The sequence below is a fragment of the Candidatus Saccharimonadales bacterium genome, from assembly GCA_035697325.1.
In the GTDB taxonomy this organism is placed as follows: domain Bacteria; phylum Patescibacteriota; class Saccharimonadia; order Saccharimonadales; family Saccharimonadaceae; genus JALRBM01.
In genome coordinates, this window is the sequence record DASSDB010000002.1 from 20,057 (window position 1) to 37,558 (window position 17,502).

Annotated in this window: 18 protein-coding genes; 1 reads left to right on the forward strand and 17 read right to left on the reverse strand. The window is 47.7% G+C overall.

Features of this window, described 5'->3' with window-relative positions:
• Positions 1 to 23 precede the first annotated feature (23 nt).
• The 13 genes from VFH06_00445 to VFH06_00505 form a co-directional block, all read right to left on the reverse strand.
• Entirely contained in the window at positions 24 to 902 is an 879-nt protein-coding gene (locus VFH06_00445) for a prepilin peptidase (GenBank protein ID HET6746557.1), read from the reverse strand.
• A gap of 135 nt (positions 903 to 1,037) precedes the next feature.
• Positions 1,038 to 1,505, reverse strand: coding sequence for a type II secretion system protein (locus tag VFH06_00450; GenBank protein HET6746558.1), 468 nt, complete (start codon positions 1,503 to 1,505; stop codon positions 1,038 to 1,040).
• An 83-nt stretch (positions 1,506 to 1,588) separates the two neighbouring features.
• Positions 1,589 to 2,800 (reverse strand): type II secretion system F family protein, encoded by a 1,212-nt coding sequence (locus VFH06_00455; protein ID HET6746559.1) that lies wholly within the window; start codon positions 2,798 to 2,800, stop codon positions 1,589 to 1,591.
• A gap of 3 nt (positions 2,801 to 2,803) precedes the next feature.
• Positions 2,804 to 3,874 carry a type IV pilus twitching motility protein PilT gene (locus VFH06_00460; GenBank protein HET6746560.1) on the reverse strand — a complete coding sequence of 357 codons (1,071 nt, stop codon included), beginning with the start codon at positions 3,872 to 3,874 and terminating at the stop codon, positions 2,804 to 2,806.
• Positions 3,875 to 3,889: 15 nt separating this feature from the next.
• Positions 3,890 to 5,653, reverse strand: a complete 1,764-nt coding sequence (locus VFH06_00465; GenBank protein ID HET6746561.1) for a GspE/PulE family protein — start codon at positions 5,651 to 5,653, stop codon at positions 3,890 to 3,892.
• Positions 5,654 to 5,662: 9 nt separating this feature from the next.
• Entirely contained in the window at positions 5,663 to 5,896 is a 234-nt protein-coding gene (locus VFH06_00470; protein HET6746562.1) for a hypothetical protein, read from the reverse strand.
• Positions 5,893 to 6,594, reverse strand: coding sequence for a hypothetical protein (locus VFH06_00475; GenBank protein ID HET6746563.1), 702 nt, complete (start codon positions 6,592 to 6,594; stop codon positions 5,893 to 5,895). Before VFH06_00475 ends, VFH06_00470 begins: the two co-directional genes overlap by 4 nt.
• Before the next feature lie 2 nt (positions 6,595 to 6,596).
• A complete protein-coding gene (locus VFH06_00480) occupies positions 6,597 to 7,322 on the reverse strand; it encodes a hypothetical protein (GenBank protein ID HET6746564.1) in 726 nt (241 codons plus the stop codon).
• Entirely contained in the window at positions 7,322 to 8,368 is a 1,047-nt protein-coding gene (gene pilM, locus VFH06_00485) for a type IV pilus assembly protein PilM (GenBank protein ID HET6746565.1), read from the reverse strand. Before pilM ends, VFH06_00480 begins: the two co-directional genes overlap by 1 nt.
• A 58-nt stretch (positions 8,369 to 8,426) precedes the next feature.
• The gene (locus tag VFH06_00490; protein HET6746566.1) at positions 8,427 to 10,388 is read right to left on the reverse strand and encodes a hypothetical protein; all 1,962 of its coding nucleotides are present in this window, start codon (positions 10,386 to 10,388) and stop codon (positions 8,427 to 8,429) included.
• The gene (locus VFH06_00495) at positions 10,388 to 10,927 is read right to left on the reverse strand and encodes a hypothetical protein (protein HET6746567.1); all 540 of its coding nucleotides are present in this window, start codon (positions 10,925 to 10,927) and stop codon (positions 10,388 to 10,390) included. The genes VFH06_00490 and VFH06_00495 overlap by 1 nt, the downstream gene beginning before the upstream one ends.
• A 78-nt stretch (positions 10,928 to 11,005) precedes the next feature.
• Positions 11,006 to 11,536 carry a YbaK/EbsC family protein gene (locus VFH06_00500; protein ID HET6746568.1) on the reverse strand — a complete coding sequence of 177 codons (531 nt, stop codon included), beginning with the start codon at positions 11,534 to 11,536 and terminating at the stop codon, positions 11,006 to 11,008.
• Between the two features lie 67 nt (positions 11,537 to 11,603).
• Positions 11,604 to 12,212: a hypothetical protein gene (locus VFH06_00505; GenBank protein ID HET6746569.1), complete on the reverse strand. Its 609-nt coding sequence runs from the start codon at positions 12,210 to 12,212 to the stop codon at positions 11,604 to 11,606.
• 190 nt (positions 12,213 to 12,402) lie between these two features.
• Between VFH06_00505 and ychF the strand changes: the two genes are divergently transcribed.
• Complete coding sequence (gene ychF, locus VFH06_00510) at positions 12,403 to 13,479, forward strand: redox-regulated ATPase YchF (GenBank protein ID HET6746570.1); 1,077 nt, start codon at positions 12,403 to 12,405, stop codon at positions 13,477 to 13,479.
• Positions 13,480 to 13,499: 20 nt separating this feature from the next.
• Here the strand turns inward: ychF and VFH06_00515 are convergent, their stop codons facing one another.
• From VFH06_00515 to efp, 4 genes are all read right to left on the reverse strand, one after another.
• Complete coding sequence (locus tag VFH06_00515; GenBank protein HET6746571.1) at positions 13,500 to 14,402, reverse strand: hypothetical protein; 903 nt, start codon at positions 14,400 to 14,402, stop codon at positions 13,500 to 13,502.
• A 66-nt stretch (positions 14,403 to 14,468) separates the two neighbouring features.
• Positions 14,469 to 15,191, reverse strand: a complete 723-nt coding sequence (locus VFH06_00520) for a TlyA family RNA methyltransferase (GenBank protein HET6746572.1) — start codon at positions 15,189 to 15,191, stop codon at positions 14,469 to 14,471.
• Complete coding sequence (locus VFH06_00525) at positions 15,188 to 16,906, reverse strand: serine hydrolase (protein HET6746573.1); 1,719 nt, start codon at positions 16,904 to 16,906, stop codon at positions 15,188 to 15,190. Before VFH06_00525 ends, VFH06_00520 begins: the two co-directional genes overlap by 4 nt.
• Before the next feature lie 32 nt (positions 16,907 to 16,938).
• Positions 16,939 to 17,499, reverse strand: coding sequence for an elongation factor P (gene efp / locus VFH06_00530; GenBank protein ID HET6746574.1), 561 nt, complete (start codon positions 17,497 to 17,499; stop codon positions 16,939 to 16,941).
• Between the last annotated feature and the right edge of the window lie 3 nt (positions 17,500 to 17,502).

The following is a 17,502-nucleotide window of genomic DNA, read 5'->3' on the forward strand; positions in this document are numbered from 1 at the left end:
CATTATAGCATAAGTAGTTTGGCCTAAGCGAATGTCATGAAATACCATTGGATGAGACTCGGACCCCAGAGCATGGTAAGTATCGTGCCAAGGATAAGCAAGGGTCCGAACGGAATACGCGAGGTACGTTTTATCTTGCCCGTAAACATTCCCGGCAAGACGATGAGGCAGCCAATAAGATTTGCCGCAAACAGGGCCAGAAAAGCCAGTTGCCATTGCCCGAGCAGAAGAGCCAGTCCTAAGCCCAGCTTTACATCTCCAAATCCAACCCAAGCCCCTTTTGAGGCAACCCATAATACAAAATAGAGCCCGCTCAAAATAGCCACCGAGAGACAGAGACTGAGCAGTGCAGCTGGAATATCATGTTTGGACATAATACCTAAAAGGGCAACTACTCCGGCTACGGTTATAAATGGAAAAACGATTCGATTCGGAAGCAGATACCACTTCGTGTCATAAGCAAAAAGCGTTACAAGTAAGACACCAGCCGCAAGCCAAAGCAAGAAATGGACTATTTCGAATGGATCGTGAAGTGTAATCGGCCAGAACGCATAGGACACCACAAAAAAGGCAGCCATCCCCAATTCCATAAGAGGTTCAAATATTCCGATCGGTTTATGACAGTACCGGCATCTCCCTCCTGTGCTTACCCAGCTCACGAGTGGCAGTAAATCATACCAAGCAAGTTCGTGACCACAGTGTAAACACCTGGAACGATCTTGAAGCCCCGTCGTCTCACGAAGAGGCACGAGCTTTTCGTATTCTTTTTTATTCACCTTCTCGCCAGCCGCTTTATCCTCAACAAGCTGGCGTGCTCGGAGGCGCCATACGAGCGCCCCTGAATAACTCCCCATAATAAGGCCGATAACGACAAGTAGCGTATAGACAAGTGGCTGATCCATAAGCACTATCATACATGAGATACTCGTGCTATGCGAGTTCACTTCTAAATATCGTACAGATACTAAGCTTCGTGGTTTTTAGATAATAAACAAATCCCGCTACTCATTAGCGGGATTTTGTATTATTTTTCCAGACTAGTTGTTTTCGCAGGCGATACCACCACCTTCAAGTTTAATTCGAAGAGCAACTTTACGAGTGCCTGCATCTGAAAGCCCCTCACCATTACATGTTTTATTGGTTGCTACAGTAATCACTGCGGTGTCTGTGCCAAACGTTGGATCGGCTGTTGTCACATTGAAGGTATAGTCACCTCGGCTCGGATCGGCAAACGAATCGCCTCCTGCTCGAAGATATGTCGTTGCAAAACTATTCCAGGCAGCATTGTTTTCAGCTGGTAGTGCATTTCGGTTATTCGACTGGTAATCGTTTACCTTTGTTAGTGCACGGCTCAGATCTTGCTTTCGCTGTGTGTCACGCTGACTTCGCTGAAGTGCCGGGAGTGCAATGAAGACCATCAAAAAGATCAGTCCAGCAATGGCGAGCACCAAAACCACCTCGATAATGGTGAAGCCTTTTTCTTTATTTTTTTGTTGTACGTTCATAAAATCTTTTCCACCTTTCTATGAACCGTTTATACCTTGCGTAAAACGCTTACGTTTATAGTACTCTACCTGTGCTGGCTTGTCTATACGTTAATGCCGTTCACGAGGCTGTAGATAGGCAAAAGGATGGCGCCTACCATACCTCCAGCCACAACCGCAAGGATAACCATGAGAATCGGCTCAATTGCTGTTGAGATGGCCTTGATCTCCTCATCGAGCTCGTCTTCATATACTTGTGCGGTCTTCCCCATCATACTGTCGATCTGGCCGGATTGTTCACCGATCTTGATCATCTGAGGGACAAGAGGAAGAATATAATCTTCAGGTTGCAAAGCGGCAGAAAGTGATTTTCCCCCTTTTACTTTCTCGGCTGCACGATCGATACTCTTTGCGACAACAACGTTATTGACCGCTCCGCTACTAATACGAAGCATGTCGAGCATCGCGACACCGGTGGCAAGAAGGGTCTGGCCAGTGCGCGCGAATCGGGCCATGTAAAGCTTACGAAACATCGGGCCGAAAAGAGGCACATTGAGTTTAAGTGTATCTTTGAATTTAATCCCGTCCTCTGTTTTAAGGTATTGTACAAGAAAGTAAACTCCTACCCCGACGATAATAATAATGAGCCACCAAAACCTGGCGCTAAAATCAGCGACTGATACCATAACCTGCGTAAGAAATGGTAGCTCTTTTTTAAGGTCATGGTAGAGCTTCTCTACCTGAGGTACCACGGTAAAGAGCATGAACGCCATGACACCGAAGATAACGACAAGCACGATCACCGGATATGTGAGAGCTCCGCGAATTTTACTGAGAGTCGCGGCATCTTTTTCTTGCTGTGCCGCAATGCGAATTAGGGCATCATCGAGCGTACCGGAGGCCTCACCCGCGGAGATGAGCGCCAGGAACACCTTATCAAAGACCTCAGTATGCTGAGCAAACGCATCGGAAAGTGATTTCCCCCCCTCAACAGCAGCGATGATGTCCTCTATTACCCCTTGGAGTCGCTTATTTTCAGTTTGCTCCAGAACGGTATGAAGACTTTGCGTAAGCGGTAACCCGGCTCCGATAAGCGTGGCAAGCTGGCGCGTAAATACGATTTTATCCTTCGCTGTAATCCGCCCGGTGAGGCGCGAAAGGAATGTTCCCTCTTCGTTAACTTCAGAGATATTAAGCGGCGTAAACCCTTGGGTAATAAGCAGTTTCGCCGCCGCGTTTTCAGAATCCGCCTGGACGGTTGCTTTGACGATTTTGTTCGTCGAGGTGTCGCGCGCTTCGTAATTAAATTTTTTCATCCACTAGCCTCGCATCAAGCGTTCGAACTCCGTTAAATCAACAGCAAAGTCACGTGCATCATCGTAAGTAACCGTTCCGTTTTGGATAAGACTGACGAGTGTACGGTCCATCGTTTGCATACCCTGGTCAGCACCGGTCTGGATGACAGCATCAAGCTGATGCGATTTGCCTTCACGAATAATGTTGCGCACTGCGGGGTTGGCAATAAGCACTTCGGCTGCGGCCACACGACCGCCACCAATGGCCGGCACGAGACGCTGTGAACAGATAGCCATAAGGATATTGGAAAGCTGAGCCCGAATTTGCGGCTGTTGGTGCGGCGGGAATACATCAATCATACGGTCGATACTCTGAGCCGCACTGTTGGTGTGGAGTGTCGCAAATACCAAGTGACCTGTTTCAGCGATAGTAATAGCTGCTGAGATGGTTTCGAGGTCACGCATCTCACCAATCAACACGACATCCGGGTCCTGACGGAGGCTGGAACGAAGCGCCGCAGAGAAGCTGTAGGTGTCGTAGTGAACTTCACGCTGTACCACCACTGATTTCTTTGACTTATGAGTAAACTCGATCGGATCCTCAATTGTAATAATATGATCAGCACGTTCGCTGTTGATCTTATCGACAAGCGCCGCAAGCGTCGTTGATTTACCCGAACCGGTTGGCCCAGTTACAAGCACCAATCCGCGCGGGTAATCCGCGAAGCTCATTACCACTGGCGGCATACCGAGCTCCGTCACTGACTTGATCTCATTTGGAATAAGGCGAAGCGCCGCAGCAAGGTTACCGCGTTCATGGAAGGCATTGACGCGAAAACGACCAAGCGTGCCGAAGGCAAAACTGAAATCAAATTCTTTATCTTTAAGAAGGATTTGCTGCTGGTCTTGATCAAGGATTGCAAAGATAAGTCCCTCTACGGCCGGCTCATCGAGCGGCCCATAACCCGGAATCGGCGAAAGGCTACCGTCAACACGGAGCATGGGTGGCAACCCAACTTGTAAGTGGAGATCCGAGGCACGCTTTTTAATTACTTCTTCTAGTAATACCTCTATACGTAATTCTTGACTATTCATTTTTCTCCACCCTTCTTATGCTGTATCGGCCGTCACGCGGTTTACTTCTTCAAGTGTTGTAATCCCTTGGAGCGCCTTGAGATATCCATCTTGACGCATGGTAATCATACCTTGCTCTACCGCTTTGCGCTCGATTTCTCGGCTCGTTGCCCGCGATACGATAAGGTTTTGGATTTCTTCGGAGACATCCATCACTTCGTAGAGCCCGGCACGACCCGAGTAACCCCGAGGCGTTTGCGGTGTATCCCGCCCCTTCACTAAAGTATAAGCGCTTTGGCCCGCCAGGGGCAAGTCTTTATAGCCTAAATCTTCTGAAACTCGAGCCACATCTGCTTTAGTCCTCGGCAAAAGATGGCCTACGGTTGTCATAATGTTCTGCGTTTCAATCGGTGAAGATTGGTATGCATCGCGTTTTGCGGCCACACGACGCACCAATCGCTGTCCGATAATCGTATTCACCGTACTCGCTATCAGAAACGGCTCCACGTTCATATCAAGAAGTCGAGGTAGCACACCAGCTGCCGAATTAGTGTGAAGTGTACTGAACACCAAGTGGCCGGTAAGCGCCGCCTGCACAGCCAACTGCGCAGTTTCAGCGTCACGGATCTCACCCACCATCACAATATCGGGGTCTTGCCGAAGAATTGAGCGAAGCCCGTTGGCAAAGGTAAGCCCCACTTCGGCATTTACCTGGATTTGGTTTACCCCATCCATCTTGTATTCAACTGGATCTTCAAGCGTCACGATATTAACTGTATCGTTTTTGATTTCCTTGATGAGCGCGTAGAGGCTAGTGGACTTACCCGAACCAGTTGGACCAGAGGTGAGGATCATTCCATTCGGGCGCTTGATCCCCTTTCGGATCGCTCGAAGCGCGCGCCCAGCGTAGCCCATTTGTTCGATATCGAAAGAATTACCTGATTTATCGAGTAATCGGATAACCACTTGCTCGCCCCAAACAACTGGGCTGATAGCGATTCGAAGGTCAACCTCTTTTCCCGCAACCTTGACAGTAAATTGACCATCCTGTGGAATACGGTGTTCATCAATTTTGAGGTTCGAGAGGATTTTAATGCGGCTTACGAGCGCAGGCTCGATGGATTTAGGTAGCTGCATCACTTCGCGCAGTACACCATCAACACGGCAACGGATTTTAAGCGACCCTTCAAGCGGTTCGATATGAACGTCACTTGAGCGAGTTTTCACCGCATATTCCAAGATAGTGCTGAGTGCCCGGCTGATCGGCGAATCTTGAACGATCGTCTTGATATCGCTTTCACTTGCCTTATTTGCTTCTTCTTGAGAAGCTTTGGCTGCCTCACCCACACTGGAAAGGTCCGTGCGATACTGATCGAGCACATGACGGACGCCTGCCTCTGACGCCATGAATACTTTGATCGGGCGCTGAATACGATTAGCTAAGTAATCCACAGCCTGGACGTTATTCGCATCGATCATAGCCACGGCCAAACGATTCTGCACTTCTGCCAGCGGAACGGCCATAAAGCGCTCGGCGATATCCTCAGGCAAGAGCTGTAATACGTCTTGATTGATAAGACTATTGCTCAAATTAACATACGGTACGCCCGAAACCTGAGCAATGGCGTGTGTCAGCAGTTCATCATCGACAACACCCTGCTCGGTAAGAGCGGCGAAAAGTGGCTTATTTGTTTTAGCGGCGTCATCCTCAGCTGCACGCAGTACATTTTCTGCGACAAGCCCCTCATCAACCAGAAGAGTGATGAGTTTTTCTTGAATGTCACTCGTCAGTAGTGCCATATCGCTCGCTTACTGACCCTGTGATTGATTATTGCCGATGATAACCTCAACCGTTGGATTGATGGCATCTTTATTAAATACCGTTGGGTCAGGCTCATCGATATTAGTCGTTATTTTATCTGTCGTCTTCACCTTTGCTGTCTGACTGCCTACATCTCCAATAATTGCCTTGGCGACAAAATAAGCAATCAGAACACTTACTGAGGCGATGAGAATTATCATTGCAATGTCGGATTTTTTCATTGTTTTACCGTCTTGTCCTTTAGCTCAACTGTTTTAGCTGGTTCATAAAATGCACGGCCATTCACTGCGAGTATAATGCGGTTGCCCTGCGTTTCTACGGAAAGATTGGTAATATCGATCGCGCGAATCGAGCGTTCGAGCTTCCGAAGGAGCTCTTTAAATGCACTCGCATTCTTTACATCCGCACTGACCGAAAACCTAAACGTGATCTGGTGTTCGTTTTCTGTCGTGCTTGTCTTCGAGGCGTCTTGTACGTTCTGCGTATCCTGTGACTCAACGCCTTGCACAGGATCAACATTCAACGATTCGATAGTGAGTCCGCTGCCATTAAGGAATTTTTCCTGTAAGGACGAACCAAAGGCCGATGAGTTCGCGTCGGATGGAAGCGCATCAAGCACAACCTGCACCGGCTGACTGTCTGCTGGCGTCATCACTGACCGCAAGGCATCATTGGTATTAAGAACACGCACTTGGTCTTTTAGTTCGCCAATAACTTTGTTGTTATTTGTCAGCGTTGCTGCTGTGTTACCTTTTTCGGCTAATACCTTTTCGTTGAACCATGCCTTTTGCAACAGGAAGAGTGAGGCAACGATCGAGATTCCTACTACTACCGATACGCCGGCCACCCATAAGAACATCATGCGGTTTGCCTTCGCAATCTGTTGTCGTTTTCGAATTGCCGTACCTTGTTCAACCATACCTAATTCCCCGATCCCGTGTCACTAGCACGCTGTGTGAATAAGCTCTGCGGAACTCCTAAGAAAGAATCGGTCACATTCGTCTTTTCAGGGGCAACGACCGTCGCGTTCTGGGCTGTTCGCGCAAACAATTCCGCCGGATACTCAAATGTCAAAGTGAATCGAAGCACCTTTGCACCGCTTGCGTCTTCACCATAACTGCGATCGCTATCACTCATACTTGTCGCGAGTGCGACAGACTGCTTCTTCCCGTCCTTCGTATATTCAAACTTGGTAGCATTAATTGTCTTTTTGAAGACCTCGAGTGCCGGATACCCATTAACTGCCTGGGCCTCGATTTTAATCGTCGAATCGGCAGAATCCAAAGTAAGTTTAGTAATTGAAACATTATTCGGAGCCGAAGGATTAATAGTATTGAGGATGTCAAAAATTCGCGAATCAATGTGCTTTCCATCGTGCATGGCAACTAATTTAGAGAGTTGATTCTGAATAGTTAGAGTACTTGAGACATCTTCAACGCCTGATAACTTTTGGCTCTCGCTTTTGATCGTATTATCCGTAATAACATCTCGCGCTGCCTGAACAGCAAATACCCACATGGCAAGCGCCACAACAATACCAACTGCCACAATACCAACGACAATTGCCATTGAAATGACGCTCGTGCGAACACGCTGAGCCTTCAGTAGCTCTTGCTTGACATCAGGAATAAGATTGATTTCAATCATTACTTCTCACCTCGCTGTGCAAGGCCTATGGCCGTTGCGAATTCGCTTGCGATAGGTGTCAGCTGTTGCTGGTCGCCCTGAGAAACACGTACTTTTTGCCATGGGTTAGCTTGAGTTGACTGAACACCGGTTTTAGCAGTAACATAATCGCCAAACTTCGGCACGACACTTGCGTACCCAGAGAGGAGAATGCCTCCTACGGGAGTATTGGGGTATCTGGTTTGGAAGAACTTGATAGATTTTACAAGTTCAGCCGCAAAACCATCAAGTACACTCTCTACTGCGTGAAATACCTGACCCTCAAGCCGGTCGGGAGCTAGGCCAAATTTTACGATAAACTGACGAGCCTGATCTTCCTGTACATTAAGGTTTTGCACAGCAGCTTTCACAAGTGACTGAAGGCCAGTTGGAATGGTCCGCACAAGTCGCGGCGCATCCGCATATGTAACCACCAAATTCGTAGCCAACTCACCCACGTCAATGATTAATCGCGCATCCTGAACACCGGTCGGAAGTAGGGAGCGCACAATTGCGATAGGATCAGGTTCAGCGGCAATAACGTTAAGCCCCAGTCCTTCAATGAATTCAAGCCGCTCTTCAGCATAACTATTAGCCGTACTTGCCAAAAGTACCTCTTGCTGCTGTGGATTATGTGCCGATTGGCCGAGGAGTACCCAATCTACCTTGGCCTCATCGATCGACATCGGTATGTATTGGTCGATCTGATACTTGATAGTGGTACGAAGCTCGGCTTCGCTCATCATCGGAACATCAATAACCGTTGTGAATGTTTTTTGAGAAGGCAAACCGATAGCGACATTTTTGGTTTTAATACCGCTCTGCCCTACCGCCGTCATGATCACCTCGCCAAGACGTCGCTCTGATTCTTTGGTGTTGGCCGCAGTCGTTTTCATATCTACTGTAGCGTATCCGTAGTGTTGCAATGTCCAGTTATCCTGGCCATTGTGAGCAAGTTGCACTACACGTACCGCATTGGTACCTATATCAAGTGCAAAGAAGTCGCCCACGCCTTTGAGTAATGCCATATTGGCTTTTATTATACATAAGCATCATGCTATCTGGCAAGTGCTATCACTAAGATAACTAGAAACGAGGAGGAAGTTCTGTAGTATAGACCGTCTGGGCCTTACTGCCACCCTTGGCTTGCAAGTTAGCCCACAAGAAAGCATCAGCACGAAGATTAAATCGCTCAGCAGGAGCACCCGAATCAGGTCCTGTGCCTGAACCCGCCGTACGGTTAAGGAGCAGCCTGTCGGTCACTACCGGTCCGTTTACTTCAAGGAGCGCACCACACTTATTTGAAGTAGGATTTCCTACCAAGTTATAGCAGGTGTTTATCGTATTGCTCGCTATAAGCCATGCATCCACGCGGCCTACCGTATCACGGATCTGAATATTTTGCGCAATAATGACAACTTGTGGAACATCTTGAATACTCGAGAAGGGACCGTTCGCATAGCTAATATTACCGTCGATCGTTACCGTACCTGAAGCGATGATAATTATAGAGCGCTTCGCAGGGATGTTGCTTGTTCCTATCGTAAAGTCGTTTGCTGTATTCACGACGATCGGACTGCCGTTCGTATATCCGAACCCAGGTCCACTGATGTCGTTCCCTGCTCCTACAGGCTGTTTATTGGAAAGTGAACTGAAGAAACTTGCGATATTAGGTACTGGCGGGAAGCCCGGGCCTGTCGTGTATTGACCGAACGAATCTGCCCCCGTATCATCTTTGTTCGCAAAGGTCAGCTTGCTCCATGCCGTTTGGCTGTTATCCGTTTGACCGTTCAACCCCGAGCCTGAAGCAAATCGTGAGTTTGTACCTACCGAAAACGCACCATATTCCACCCAGCTTCCAAAGGTTTGCTGCGTACCGCCTACGTCTTTTGTTGAGGTGCTCGTATCTATTTTACCGCGGACATTTACATCACCACCCCATATCTGCACTTTTGGCTTTTTACCCACTACCGTACAAATGGGTTTTGAATGGCCCCACTGAGCATCCGTGTTGGAGCGCGGCTGGATAGAAAGCGCAAAACAAATTCTTGTTCCTACCGGAACATCACCTATATCCCATCCTGTTACGCCTGGCTTAAGGTTTTGCGATGGCGAGCCCAAGTTAAACGAGCCTGAGCCCTTGGCTGCATTGCGACAGGTTGCATCGGCACTCGTAAAGTAGTTACCTACCGGCGCACCTCCGTTACTTTGGCATGGTGCTTGTCCAGAAGCTGTCGGACCTTCATCTTCATGCGGTGCCTTTTTGCCAGGTTTTACGGTGATTTGCGTGATCTCCCACTGAGTTGACGCACTCGCCACATCACCGACATTATTAACACTAGAAGTAACTGTCATTTTAGCACCTGATTCGACCTCAGTCGGCGTAATCGCATTTACCTGAGGCGTCAGTGTATAGTTTTGTGGCGCAGGTATACCAATAGAATCACCGATCGGGTTGGCACAGCGGCGAAGGAGCCTATACACCACGTTGTTATTGTAGTCTCGAATTTGGATACCAGCTTCATTTTTGAATTCGCCATAATAGGCATCGTCATCCGTGTCGGGGCCTTGCCAGTAGCTATTGACATCTGCACTAACGTTTCCATACCAGTCAACCTTGCCCGCCTGATCAAGAGCTTTTAGGTACGTATATAGAGTATTCCACTGGGCTTCGCTCACATTCTTCCCTATACCGGGAGCGTCATTACCCATCATTGTATTGTAAATGAAAGCCGCACCAGTACGTCGCTGCGCATTTCCGCTAAAATAAGCGGCACGGAGGGCACCATAAAGCGTGTCGGCGTTATACACATCAACCGTTGGCAATGCCTGACCATTTTTTATCTCGGGCAGCACGTTATCACCCCAAGGGTCATAGGTGTTGGAGAAATAACCGCGATAACATGTTCTGTTTGTGACCGACCCCGGATAACAGGCTGCGGTCGATGTAAGAGCATACACCCCACTGAACGTAAGGATGGCAATAACTGCCAAAATAAAGAAATGCCTCTTCCCTAGCCAACTCAGATCAAGGCGCTTCGTTTTCATTACCTGCCAGCCTCCAGATCTGTAACGATACTCGTATAATACTTCTTATCTTTCTCTCCCATAGGGCTACTACTGGTATCAACAAGATTGATGGCTTTTTTGTAGTAATCAATCGCCGTCGCCCGATCGCCAAGCTGCCGTGCGATCTGACCCACAAAGGCCGCACCATCTTTCGTCTGCTCTTGTTCGAATGCCTGTTTGGCCGCCACAAGAGCCTCACTCAGTTTATTGTTATTGAATAATAAAAGTGCTTTTTGCGAATAATACTGAAATTTCGCATGAGAATCGGCGCTATTTTTGATTGCGTTATCGAGCACCTCCACTCCGCCTTGAACATCACCACCGTAGGCTAGCTTATCAGCCTCCGTAGTATTGTTTTCTACCTGCTTTGACTCCTGAGTAGCTTCTTGCTGTTTCGCACTCTGCTGATTTGACTCTGAACTATTGCGGAAACTAAGCCATACCGCGATCGCAGAACTTGCGCACACAACGACGACAATGATGCCGCCAAGGATAATGTATCGAAGGTACTTTTTCATTTTTATGAGTGCCCTAGCCCTTAGTTACTTTTGAGCTAATAGTAGCATAAGCATAATGGCAATAGCAACTTACCTATCTCAGTTCTTGACGATAGCAACCACTTGGGCGCCCGATAGCTCTCCCAGGACTTTTGCTGTCGTTAGGATTTTCGAACCACGAATACCGCTCCCCAAGATAAGTTTTTCCTGCTTCATAGCATGATCGTCGATAAATATCGGCCACTCCGGCGGAAGCCCAATAGGAGTAATCCCGCCATACTCCATACCAGTTAATTTAATCGCGGAATCCATTGGTGCAAACGAAACTTTGCGAGCTTCAAGTAGCTTTCGCACAGCGCCATTCACATCGATTCGGTTCGTTGCCAAAACAACACAGGCAGCATACCACGCCCGCTCGCCTCGTTTTGCTTCTACGACCACGCAGTTTGCGGATACTCCCAGGCTGACCTCGTACGCATCACAAAACGCAGCCGTATCTGCCAGCGACGGATCGATCCCACTCACCCACACATCGCGGAGCTGATAAGCCTTTAAATAATCTAGGGTCGGCCCAGCTAAAAGTTCGGGCTTATCCAGTGCCTCTTCAAACGTCAACGTTCCATATCTCATATTTTCATCTTAACAGTTTTATTCTACCTGTTATACGGCTCATATAAGCTCACTTTCTATCGGCATGCTATGTTTTAGAATAAGCCGACGGCACTATTGTAGTGCAACGTGACCCATTGGCTTGGCTGCTGCTTGACGCCGAGTAAAGTAATCTTTCGAGTCGCTGGGTATCAGACGAAAACAGACGCGCGCTCACTTCTTCAAATGCACCAGATATAAGCACTTCGCTCTGGTTTCTCATTTCTTCATGCGCAGTAGTGCTATTACTACCCTGCCTGGCTGTATCAGAGTACATGCCCATGCGCTCTGCCATAATTGCATGGTCGGATTTGTTTTGGCGTATAAAATATCCGGTCGCTCCAAAAGACCTGCCTCTACGAGAAGCGCGTAATTTCTGCATACCTCTTATGCCCATAAGTGTGATTTCTGTTGCGTGCTCAGGACCAGCATAGGTAGCTCCGCTTACAAAGTCATCGTCGTCCATGTCAAGCATAGGGGTAAAATCGACACCTGAAACAGTACCTTCAAATCCCTTTACCTGTTCGGGCTTTTGAATACGAATACCATTAAACCCATCCTCGAACTGAAATTTTGAAACTACACCCTTAGATTCTAACTCACGTCGGTACTCCGCCTGTGCCACAAGCTGCCTTAACCGTTGCGGCTCCAGCGACACACCTCGAGTCTAAGCAACGCGGGAAATAGCTTTATCGGCAGATGTTTCTGATTTTTGTTCGTAAGTGGATGTAGCAAGTTGTTCTACGGGCATATTTGTTTTTCTTTACTTTAATAAAATCATATCACAAAAAGCTAAGATAGTCAACTAGTGCTTCTCTCCTACCTCTGTTGATGCTATAATTGTTTTTATGAGTTTAGAAATCGGCATCGTCGGCCTTCCAAACGTGGGGAAATCCACGCTTTTTAACGCCCTTACAAACAATGATATTCTTGCTGCCAACTATCCATTTGCAACCATTGAGCCTAATACGGGCATTGTTCCTGTACCGGATAAGCGCCTGGAGAAGCTCGCAGAGATGTACAATGCCGCCAAGGTCGTGCCTGCAACCGTCACCTTTGTTGATATCGCTGGGCTCGTGTCGGGCGCGTCAAAGGGAGAAGGATTGGGCAATAAATTCCTTTCCAATATCCGTGAGTGCGATGCCATCATTCACATCGTCCGAGCTTTTGTGAATACCGATATTGTTCACGTTGCCAACCGTATTCATCCCTCTGATGATATTGATATCATTAATACCGAGCTTATTCTCGCCGATATCCAAAGCATCGAAAACCGCCTGCCGAAACTTCAAAAAGAAGCTAAGGCAAATCCCGCGGCTCGGGCTGGCGTTGATTATCTTCTCACCTTAAAGGGCACGCTAGAAAAAGGCATTCCGCTATCGCAGGCGGGCGAACTCAACCAAGAGTATATCAATGACCTTCATCTCTTAACTGCCAAACCAGTCATCTACGCCTTTAATGTTGATGAAGAGACGCTCACCGACGACGACCGCAAGACAGAGCTGATCAATCTTGTCGCACCAAACAAAGCAGTTTTTGTCTGCGCTAAGCTTGAAGAAGAACTAAAAGGTCTCAACGAAAGTGATGCCGAAGAGCTGCTTGAAAGTTATGGCGTAAATGAGACTGGGCTTGTGCAAATGATCCAGTCTGCCTACGACATTCTTGGGCTTCAAAGTTACCTTACAGCCGGACCAAAGGAAGTTCGCGCTTGGACTATCAAAAAAGGCTTTACCGCGCCTCAGGCCGCCGGTGTTATTCATACGGATTTTGAACGTGGCTTTATTGCCGCTCAAATCGTTGATTATGACGATCTTATCGAAGCAGGCTCAGAAGCAGCAGCAAAAAGCGCCGGAAAGGTTCGCACCGAAGGCAAAGATTACGTCATGCGGCCGAACGACGTCGTAGAATTTCGCTTCAACGTATAAGGTGTAGGGACTTTTAATTCCTATGGAGCTCCATTTCGTAGTCCTACATTTCCTAAACTTCGAACTACCCTTTTTCCCGTGCCTAGAGCTTCTCCCACTTCCTCACGTAAATCGTTAAGGTTATTATTTGGATCATTCATTATACCCAACCGTCCATCTGGCAGTTTGCCTTTTTCTGTGTCATCGAGTGTAAAGACGGCCGCAACCGCCTCCTCAGTTTCCCGCGGAATAACACCGCTATGTTCATCCTTGTTAAACTTCAGGGGAAGACCAGGGATAACAACCATCTCTTTTAGAGCACTGGAATGGATCAGCCTCCCTTGATTGGCGTGGCGGTTCCCTTCGCGCAACGATTTAGATGAACGCACCTCGAAATACTGATAATTTGCGCTGAGATCAGGATCTATACCCCTCGCCCTGGCTTGTTCTTGTGCTTGGATAACTGACTTGGGAAGTCGGGGGTCACCCGCTTTTAAGCGGCGCATGGCGATAGCATCACCGTTTTCCATTGCAAAAATAGCAATATTGGCACTTCCGCCAATTTTTTCACCAAACCAATTGGCCATATGCTGAGCGCCATTTCTTTTGCTTGGATCTTCAGCCACTTCCGAGAAGTTACTGCCAAGATAGCCATATGGTGCAAACACCTCAGGGTGGACAAACGCCGCATAAGGAGTTTCTACTCCACTGGCATCCCTTTTGGTGAAGAAACGCCGATTATTACGTACTCCTTCATGATTCGCTGTAAACCTTTGCGCATCCTCGAATCGTTCACGCCGCTCATGAATTGATAACTCATTCGGGTTCGTGCGCAACTCTCTAATACCGTGTAGTCGTCTTTGATGCTCTAACGCAAGTTGACGATGGTTTTCCTGTGCTTTCTGCCTATTTGCAGCGAGTTGTTCGGGCGATATATGTGTCATTATTTTTGTTTTTATGGGTGTCTTAAATTTACAATAGCACAATAAACACGAGAAGTCAATCACCGTTTATCTAACGACTTTTAAAAGATAGAAGCGCTCGCGATTGCCCTTGCTGCCCGCTATTTCACTGTCGCGCTTATCAAGTATGACAAAGTATCGTTTTGCCCACGTTTCAAACTCTTTTAAGATTTGACGACGAACCGCATCATTCTTAATCACTCCCTTGTTCGTCTGGTCCTTCCCCGCCTCAAACTGAGGCTTCAGCATAGCTGCGATTCGTGTATTTGGACCACATAAGTTTTTGGCAAGATGAGGTAAGATTTCGCGAAGACTGATAAACGAAACATCGATCACAATGATATCCGGCTTTTCTTCGCTGAAGAACTCTCGAATATCCGTTTTTTCATGGAGTTCGATCTTAGAATTATCACGCAAACTCGGATGGAGCTGCTCGGTCCCGACATCAATGGCAAGTACTTTGCGAGCACCGTGCTGCAAAGCGTAATCGGTAAAGCCACCTGTGCTGCTCCCTACATCGAGAACAAGTGCATCATCAAACCGGAGGCCCAGCAGCTTAGCAACGCTTGCCAGCTTCAATCCCGCCCGGCTCACATACTGTTCGTCGGCTTCGAGTTTCAAGCGAGCGGTATCGCTTACAAAAAAACCTGGCTTTGTAACCGATTTGCCATCGACTGTCACTTTGCCAAGGCGAATCCAGCTCTCGGCCTGCGAACGAGTTGATGCAATTCCCTGCTTAGTCAGTGCTATATCTAATCGGATCTTGGTCATGGATACATAATTCTTTCTACTTCACGGGTAATGGCAGCAATCGTCGCATACGAATATCCCTTTGTCATAACTGTCATAATATACGTGCCTTTAGGATGTTGCACAATAGCTGTGTCGTGGATGTAGTCCCATAAAAATCCCACTTTATCGTGCACTACACCCTGACTACCGGTAGGAATGCCGTAGCGGTACGGATGGCGACCAAGCGAATCGAGCAAACGGTCACGGTGGACACCACTCAGCAAACTGCTATCAAACAAGCCTGTCATATATTTTGTAAGATCAGCTGCGGTGCTTCGATTTGCATCATTCGCTGTAAATGTAGTACTGCTACTAAAGCCGCGTGCATGAACAAAATCATTGATATACTGACGGCCGAACTGCGCGATCCAGGCTTCCGCACATGGATTGGTTGACGCGACGGTCATCCGCTCGAAACAGCCCGCCACAGTCGTATCGAGCATCGGGTCATCCCAATGGATCTCACCTTTATCCATCTTATCGAATAGCACCAGTGCGACATAGAGCTTGTAGGTACTTCCGCTAGGCGTGCTTTCGTTGGCGCGGGCAGCTGCCGACCACCTTGGGCCGTCGATTTGCTGAATAGAGATACGAATATTCTTGGTAGCAGCTACGTCGGCAACGTATGCCCTTAAGCCAGCCTCCGATGTCGTATATTTACTATTGAAAATGACGCTTGGCAGAACGTCGACAAACGGCGCAGATAATGCGATCGTGGCCGGTGGTACTAAAATTTTCATGGCGAGCTGATCCGCAACCGACTGAATATCGATCGCACGGCCAGTTTCACCTGTCACGCGCCCCGTTTCGCGGCCATCAACGATAGAAATATTCGTCTGACCTGCTGGCACACCTACCTCTTTATTAATCGTGGTGAGGTACGCCTTTATTTTTTCTTTATCAACAGAAAGTGTCACCTTGCCACCGTTGTCGTCGAGAAGAATCCATGATGCGATTTCATTTTTAGAAGGCGTGAATGTTTTGCTCCCTGCGGTAAGTGATACATTATGCCCGAGCGCTGCCTCGGCATCTTTTTGCACTGAAGCAAGATCTTTTGAATAACGCTCGGCTTTCAATCGCTTTGAGGGTGCCTCAATCGTAGTCGTTGTGCCAAGGGTGATCTGCGCCCGGCTTACCGTATCAAGCAGTGCGCTCCATGTCACATCACTCCCCTCTACCGCTTCATTGGCTGTAAGCCTGCCGTCCTTTATGGCCAATCTTGCATTTTGAGGAGGAAAACTAAGTTCTTTAGCTTTCGTTTCAATAAAATCTTTGAACGGTTTATTCGTAAAGTAAACGTCCGCTAGTGTGACCGCACTAGGCTGCCAAAAGATAGAACCTGGGATAAACCGCTGCCACAGAGGATAATCGCTCAATCGAGCCACCATGGTTTCGGTGTTAGGCTCGGCCCCTGCTTGTTTCAGATCAAACTCTACGGAGATATCTTTTCCTACCGTCAACTTCACACGTGACGCTGCAAATGCGTCAACGACTGCCTTTGTCATCTCATCGTGCGTCGCTAATCTTACAGACTTGCCTGCAACACTGGCGAATGGCAACCCCTTCCCCTGTGGATACAGTAGTTGAGCGCCAACGACAAATAAAACAAAGACGGCACCAATAATAACAAGCGCGCGTTTTGAAGGTTTTAAGCGTGTATACCATAAATCAGCTGTTTGTTTTTTGTGGATCATACCCGTAGATCCATTGTACCACCAGCCGTGAGTTATTTTTTGCGTTCGCGGTACTCGCCGGTGGCGGTATCGACTGAGATGATATCCCCTACCTTGATAAAGGCCGGTACCTTTACGGTAATGCCTGTTTCAAGCGTGGCATCTTTTAGTACGCTGCTGGTCGTATCACCTTTTACTACATCCTCTGCGTAAGTTACTTCAAGGTAGAGATTCTTTGGAAGTTCCACATTGATAACAAGATCGCCAAAGAACTGAAGGGAAAGCATGTCACCTTCTTTAAGGTATCCAGCAGCCGTATCAACGATATCGCTTGAAAGCTCAAATTGCTCAAATGTCTCCGGATCCATAAAGTAGAATGTTTCGCCATCCCGGTAAAGATACTGGACAGATTTGTTACTCACTTCTGCCGGTTCGATCTTATCTTGCCCTTTGAATGTTTTTGGAATAACGCTTCCATCAATCAAGTTTTTCAGGCGGACATTGACAATGCTTCCCCCGCGGCCCATTACCTTTTGCCCATACTCAATCACACGATATGGCTTTCCTTCAAGCTGGACGACCGTCCCTTTTTTCAAATCTGTTGGCTGATACATATC